Origin of the sequence: uncultured Algibacter sp. (assembly GCF_947490405.1) — a bacterium.
Taxonomy (GTDB): Bacteria; Bacteroidota; Bacteroidia; order Flavobacteriales; family Flavobacteriaceae; genus Algibacter_B.
The window spans coordinates 274,112-281,947 of sequence record NZ_CANLGU010000006.1 but is presented as its reverse complement, the minus strand read 5'-3'; the positions used below and the strand labels follow the sequence as shown (position 1 = coordinate 281,947).

Genomic DNA, 7,836 nt, shown 5'->3' with positions numbered 1-7,836 from the left:
CTTATACCATTACGGATCAATGTGGTAACGCTGTTACTGCTTCACAAACTATCTTTGTTGAAGATACTACTGCACCTACTGCCTCAAACCCTAATACTATTACTGTTCCTGGGGGACCTGCACCGGCGCCTGATGTAACAGTAGTGACTGATGAAGCGGATAACTGTGGTACTACTCCTGTGGTTGCTTTTGTCTCGGATGTGTCGGATAACGGAAACTGTCCTGAAACTATTACTAGAACATATAGTGTAACGGATACTTGTAATAATCAAATTCTTGTTACTCAAACCATATTAATTACGGACCCTATAATGCCTACTGCTTCAAACCCTAATGGAATTGATGTGCAGTGTATCGATGATGTTCCTGCACCTGATGTAACAGTAGTTACTGATGAAGCAGATAATCAAGGGACTCCTGTGGTTGCTTTTGTCTCGGATGTATCTGATGGAAATACATGTCCTGAAAGGATTACTAGAACATATAGTGTAACTGATATTTGTAATAATCAAATTCTTGTTACTCAAACCATTACTGTTAATGATACTACAGTACCTACTGCTACTGGAGCTATTGCTAATTCTACTGTGGAAGGTTGTACTGCTGCTGACGCTACTGCTCCTGTAACTTCTGTTGCTGAGTTAGAAGCCTTAGGACTAACTATTGCGGATAATTGTACTGATGATGCTAACCTTGTTGTTACTAATACTGATACTAGTAATGGTAACTGCCCTATTGAAGTATCTAGAACTTATACCATTACGGATCAATGTGGTAACGCTGTTACTGCTTCACAAACTATCTTTGTTGAAGATACTACTGCACCTGTAATATCTGGAGTAATACAAACAACAACTGTTGAAGGATGTATAGCTTCAGATGCAACGCCAGCTGTAAGTACAATATCTGCCCTTAATGCACTTGGGTTGACAATAAACGATTCTTGTTCTTCTGATACTAATCTTATAGTGACTAGTTCTGATACCGCTTCAGGCTCTTGTCCAATTCAAGTTATCAGAACTTATACAATTACTGATAGTTGTGGAAACTTTGCTAATGCTAATCAAACTATTTTAGTCGATGACACAACTGCACCTGTACTTACATTACCTGCTAATGTAACAGCTCAGTGTAGTGACGATTTATCAACTACTGCTTTTGGAGTTGCTACTGCAATTGACAATTGTGATTCAAATCCAGTTATTGCTTTTACCGATGTTATAACCAACGGTAGTTGTTCTGGAGACTTTACAATAACGCGTACTTGGACTGCAACAGATGCTTGTGGTAATGTTGCAAGTGGAAATCAAATAATTTCAACACAAGATACTACGACTCCTGAATTTGATCAAACAAATCTTCCGGGTGATATAGTTGTTGAGTGCAATTCAATTCCTCAGCCAGTAACATTAACAGCAACAGATAACTGTGGTACTGCTACTGTAACAGTAAATGACGTAAGAACTGATGGTAATTGTCCAAACAATTATACCATAACCAGATCATATACAGCTACTGATGACTGTGGTGTAACTAACACTCATGTTCAAACTATTACTGTGCAGGATAGTACACCTCCTTCTTTTGTTGAGTCCTTACCAAATCCAAATATAGTTGTTCAATGTGATGACATTCCTCAACCAGAAATGTTAACAGCTATAGATATTTGTGGTTCAGCTATAGTCTCTGTGACTGATTCAAGAACTGATGGTGATTGCCCAAATAGCTATTCTTTAGCAAGAACTTGGGTTGCAACAGACGAATGTGGTTTAACAACAACTTATACTCAAAACATTATTGTACAAGATACCACACCTCCAATATTTGTAGAGTCTTTACCAAGAGACATTACTGTTGAATGTGATGATATACCAGAAGCTTCAACTTTAACAGCTACTGATAATTGTGGAGATGCCACAGTAACTGTAAGTGACGTTAGAACTAATGGTGATTGTCCAAATAGTTATTTCTTAGCACGAACCTGGGTAGCAACTGATGAATGTGGTTTAACAACAACACATACTCAAATCATTACAGTTCAAGATACAACAGCTCCAAAACCTGCTTCATCTTTCGAAATAGAATTAGATGTAAGTTGTACTGATATTCCAGAAGTTCCAGAAATTACATTTACTGATAATTGTTCTTCTAATGTTGTTGTTGTATTTGATGAAACAAACACATTTGATGAAAACGTCATTGCAGATTACCAAATAATTAGAACTTGGACTGTTAGAGATGCATGTAACAATGAAGAAGATTATACGCAAACATTAAATGTATCTCTGGATGAAATATTAAATGAAGTAGTTGCTGAAGACAGATGTTTTGATAATGGTGTAGTTAATTTAGATGACTTTTTAGCTGAAGGAACATTTGGAGGAACATGGGAATTGATTGAAGGTAACCCAGTTGCAACAGTTAATGGAAGTATCTTTGATCCTACAAATCTAGATTCTGATTATTCTGAATCATTCAACCCTAATACAGATGGTATTGAGTATGTATTAAGATACACTGGATTCCAAGACGGCTGTATCAATATTACCGATGTAATAATGGTTATTGATGCAAAGTGTAGAGTATTACCTTGTGGTGAAAAAGATATTGATATCTCAACAGCCATAACGCCAAATGGAGATGATTATAATAAAACTTTTGATATTGAAGGTATTACTCTATGTGGATTTCAAGCTCATGTAAAAATATTTAATCGTTGGGGAGCCTTAGTTTACGAATCTGATAATTATAAATTAGGAAGTGAAAGAGATGGTGATGGTTTTGGTACAGATTCTGGGTTTGGTAAATGGGATGGTACCGCTCCTAAATCTGCTATTGGAAACAATGGTAAATTACCAAACGGAACATATTATTATATAATACAACTAAGAGATCCTAACTCAGGAAAACTTGAATTAAAACCAATAACAGGTCCAGTTTACCTAGGAACCAAATAACAACCTTAACCTATGAAACTTTTAAAACATAATATAATCGCTATTGCGTTGTTAAGCTGTACGGTTGGTGTTGCGCAACAATTACCGCAATTCACACAGTATATGTATAACACAATCTCTATTAACCCCGCTTATGCAGGTAGTAGAGAAGCTTTAAGTGTAGTTGCTTTACATAGAAGTCAATGGGTTGGCTTTAAAGGTGGGCCTATTACCCAAACACTATCCATACATACACCGCTTAGAAATGATAGGATTGGTGTTGGATTATCATTTATTGAAGATGATTTAGGACCTCAAAACTTCACGTATCTTTATGGTGATTTCTCATACAGTATTCCAACTGGAACAGATGGTAAATTAGCCTTTGGTTTAAAAGCTGGTTTTACACAATTTAGTTTTGATGCTGACTTTCGCTTAGATATAGACAATCAAAATGACGCATTAATTTTTGGTACAGAAGATCGATGGGCACCAAATATTGGTGCAGGTTTGTATTGGAGTACCAATAAAGTTTATGCTAGTATATCTGCTCCAAGAATATTAAATAATGATGCCAACAATGCAAACGATTTTGAAGCATTAGATCGTATTAGTTATTATTTCACAGCTGGTGGAATCATTGATATTAACAAAAATTTCAAGTACAAACCTTCTGTATTAATAAAAGCAACAAACGGTGCTCCTGTATCATATGATTTAACTTCAAGTGTATTATTTAGAGAAAAAGTTTGGCTTGGTGGTACATACAGAATAAATGAACAAACTGCTGCTTACGGTTTTTATGGAGGCTTTCAGATATCCAGACAACTTTTGGCGGGCTATGCTTACGAAAAACCAACATCAGAATTAAGACGATTTACTACAGGTACACACGAAATAATACTTAGGTATGAATTTAAATTCCTTAGTTCTAAACTAAAATCACCTAGATATTTCTAATTATAATTTTTCTATGAATACAAAAAGTTACATATTAGTTTGTATGGCATTAATGCTAAGCTTATCAATGTTTCCTCAACAAGGAAAACAAAAAAGAGCTGATACATTATTCAATAAGTTTTCTTTTGTAAAAGCGGCTAAGCTTTATAGAGAACTTGTTCAAGATAATTATAATAGAAACTATGCTATGAGAAAGCTGGCTGACAGTTATGCTTTTTTAAGAGATCCAAGAAATGCTTCAAGGTATTATAAAAGTGTAGTTAAGCAAAAAGATGTTCCTATAGAATATTACTACAAATACGCTCAGTCACTTCGAGGTATGAAGAAATATGAAGAATCTCAAAAATGGATAAAACGTTATAAAGATTCTGGTGGTGTTGTAAATGCTAATGATTTCTCAAAAGACGTAAACTTTATTACTAGTGTATTTGGTGCTAAACAACAATATTTTTTAGATAGGGTTCGATTTAATTCTAAGTATAGTGATTTTGGTGCTTTTGAGCATGATGGCAAAGTCTACTTTGCTTCTGCAAGAGATGAAGGTGTAACAGTTAAACGTTTATATGGTTGGAATGAGCAACCTTTTTTAGATGTTTATGTTGCTGAAGCTGGAAGTAAACGAAATGTAGATCATACAGCTAAAGTTAAAGGTGATATTAATTCTATTTATCATGATGGGCCAGTAACCATTACAAAAGATGGTAAAACCATGTACTTTTCTAGAAATAACTTTAAAGATGACATTGAGTTAAAAGACAAGAATGGTCTTACTAACATGAAAATCTATCGTGCAACTCTAGTTGATAGTTTATGGACTAATGTGATAGATTTACCTATTAATGGCGATGAGTTTTCTACGCAACATGCAGCACTAAATATCGATGACACAAAATTATATTTTGCATCTGATAGACCAGGAACTCGTGGTGGCTCAGATATTTGGTATGTAGATATAGCTCCTGATGGCACACTAGGCGAAGTAAAAAATGCTGGAAATGTTATTAATACTGAAAGCGCTGAAGGCTTTCCATTTATAAATAATGAAGGGGTTTTATTCTTCTCCTCAGACGGACACACAGGCTTAGGACTTCTGGATATTTTTGCGACAATAAAAGGAGATGATGAAAAAAGTATTGTAGACGTTATAAACCTAGGGATTCCAGTAAATTCTAACAAAGATGATTTTGCTTTTAGCATGAATCAAGATGGCATAACTGGATACTTTGCATCCAATCGTCAAGGTGGTCGTGGAAGTGATGATATTTATGCTTTCCATAGAGAACCTGTATTACATGTAGAAGGTGTAGTTACTGATGCTATTAATACGAATCCTGTAGCTGGAGCAAAAATCACGTTATTTGATAAAGATGATAATCAAGTAGCCTTTATGGAAACTGATGAAAATGGATACTATCAAATAAATATTGACAGAAATAATGATTACAAAATTGTTGCTAGTCAAGATAAATACATTGAAGATTACAGAGAATTTACATCAAAGAATATTCAAACTGAGTTAATAACTATTAGTGCAAACTTATTGCTAAATCCAGTACAAGATGTTGTTAAACTAGCTGATATAAGTTTAAACACCATTTATTTTGATTTTAATAGCCATGACATTAGAAAAGATGCCCAAATAGAGTTAGATAAAATTGTGAATTTAATGCAAAACGATTACCCAGAAATGGTAATTCGAATTGAATCACATACAGATTCTAGAGGTAAACTTTCTTATAACGATAAATTATCTATTGATAGGGCCAACTCAACCTACGAGTATTTAATTTCTAAAGGCATTGACCCTGTTAGAATTACTGAACATCAAGGGTTTGGTGAGCGAAGGTTAACTAACGGTTGTGAAGACGGACAAGATTGTGAAGAAGAAGAACACCAATTAAACAGGCGTACACAATTTATAGTCGTTCAAATGGAGTAAACAACGCAAGCCTAATTGCGTAAATACATACAGAATAGTATTTTTAATTAAATAAGACCCCAAATGAAATTAAAAAACTACATAACAACAAGTTTAGCTGTACTTGTCAGTTTTTGCGCTTTAGCACAAAACGACATGATTAAAAAAGCAGATAATCTATTTAATAATTTTGCCTTTGTTCAAGCAACAAATGCTTATCAAGATTTAGTAGATGATGGTATAAATACAGACTATGCCATTAGGCAAATAGCCGACAGCTACGCTTATATGAGAAACCCTGACAGCGCTGTAGTTTATTATAAAAAAGCTGTTAAGCAAAACCATGTTCCTATTGAATACTACTACAACTATTCTCAAGCACTACGTGGTGTTAAAGACTACGAAACCTCACGTGAATGGATGAAACAATTCAAAGAATCTGGAGGTGATATTAAAGAAGAAAAATATTTGAAAGACTCAGATTTTTTAAATTCTATTTTCAATTCAAAAAAACAATACTTTTTAAAAGACGTTAAATTCAACTCTAAATACAGTGATTTTGGTGCTTATGAGCATGATGGTAAAATTTATTTTGCATCATCTAGAGATAAAGGTGATTTAAAAAAGCATACCAATAGTTGGGATGAAGAACCTTTTCTAAACGTTTATGCCATAGATAAAGATGATAATGATAGTATTATTAATGGTAAATCTAAGCTAAAAGGGAAAGTAAATTCAGTTTATCACGATGGCCCAATCACGATAACTAAAGATGGTAAAACCATGTATTTTTCTAGAACAGATTTTATAAAAAATGTTTTGGGAAGAAATGGTGAAGGCATTTCTAACTTAAAGATTTACAAAGCCTCACTAATTAATGGAAAATGGAAAAATATTAAAGAGCTTCCTTTTAATAGTAATCATTTTTCTAACGGACATCCTGCCTTAAGTCCAGACGGCTCTAAGCTTTATTTTGCTTCTGATAGATCTGGCGGTATAGGAGGTTCGGATATATATTATGTAGAAATTAATAACGGAGATTATAGCAAACCTAAAAACTTAGGTCCCATTATTAACACGAATAAAAACGAAAGATTCCCATTTGTAAATAGCGAAGGAGCTTTGTTTTTTTCTTCGGATGGGCACCCAGGGCTTGGTTTATTAGATGTTTTTGGAACCGTTTCGGATGAGAACAATACTATTTTAAGTGTTATAAATTTAGGCACACCCGTTAACTCTAGTAAAGATGATTTTTCATTTTTTATGAATGAGGATGGCTTATCTGGATATTTTGCTTCCAATAGAAAAGGTGGTGTAGGTAAAGATGATATCTATGCCTACGATAGAATTCCGCAATTGAACCTTAATGGAACGGTTTACGATAATATTAACAGTGCGCCAATTGATGATGCTACAGTAACCTTGATCAATAATAAAGACGATATAGTTGGAACTTATAAAACCAATAATAAAGGTCAATATGCTATAACTATTGATAGAGATTCTGAATACTTAATTAAAGTAAATAAAGATGATTTTATTGACAGTGAGAATTCGGTGAGTTCAAAAAATATTGATAGAAATGTAAAAACAATTACAACTGACTTTTCTTTGAATCCTATACCGAAACAATTAGATGAAACCGAAAAAACTATAGCTTTATCCCCTATTTATTACGACTATAATAGTTCTAAAATTAGAAATGAAGATATTCAAGTATTGAATAATATTTTGAATTCAATGTTGAATACACATCCAAATATGACTATTAAAATTGAATCTTATTCAGATTCTAGAGGTAGTACAGATTATAATCGTAAACTTTCGTTAAAGAGAGCTAATTCTGCTTATAATTACCTTATTAGTAATGGTGTTAATCCTGCTAGAATTATTGATTCTAAAGGCTATGGAGAAGAAAATTTGATTAATAACTGTGATGTTACATCAAATTGTACTGAAGCAGAACACCAATTAAATAGGCGTACACAATTTGTTATTGTAAAAATGAAATAGTACTCCACT

General features: G+C 33.6%; 4 protein-coding genes. All 4 read left to right on the top strand.

The genetic code is table 11. The annotated features are described in order from the left end of the window. On the top strand, positions 1-2,957 hold a 2,957-nt coding region (locus tag Q0772_RS13955; protein WP_298346066.1), incomplete at its 5' end, for a gliding motility-associated C-terminal domain-containing protein. A gap of 12 nt (positions 2,958-2,969) precedes the next feature. Beyond that, positions 2,970-3,896, top strand: coding sequence for a type IX secretion system membrane protein PorP/SprF (locus tag Q0772_RS13950; RefSeq protein WP_298346064.1), 927 nt, complete (start codon positions 2,970-2,972; stop codon positions 3,894-3,896). Positions 3,897-3,909: 13 nt separating this feature from the next. After that, positions 3,910-5,835, top strand: coding sequence for an OmpA family protein (locus Q0772_RS13945; protein ID WP_298346062.1), 1,926 nt, complete (start codon positions 3,910-3,912; stop codon positions 5,833-5,835). Positions 5,836-5,898: 63 nt separating this feature from the next. Further along, positions 5,899-7,827 carry an OmpA family protein gene (locus Q0772_RS13940; protein ID WP_298346061.1) on the top strand — a complete coding sequence of 643 codons (1,929 nt, stop codon included), beginning with the start codon at positions 5,899-5,901 and terminating at the stop codon, positions 7,825-7,827. Positions 7,828-7,836 lie beyond the last annotated feature (9 nt).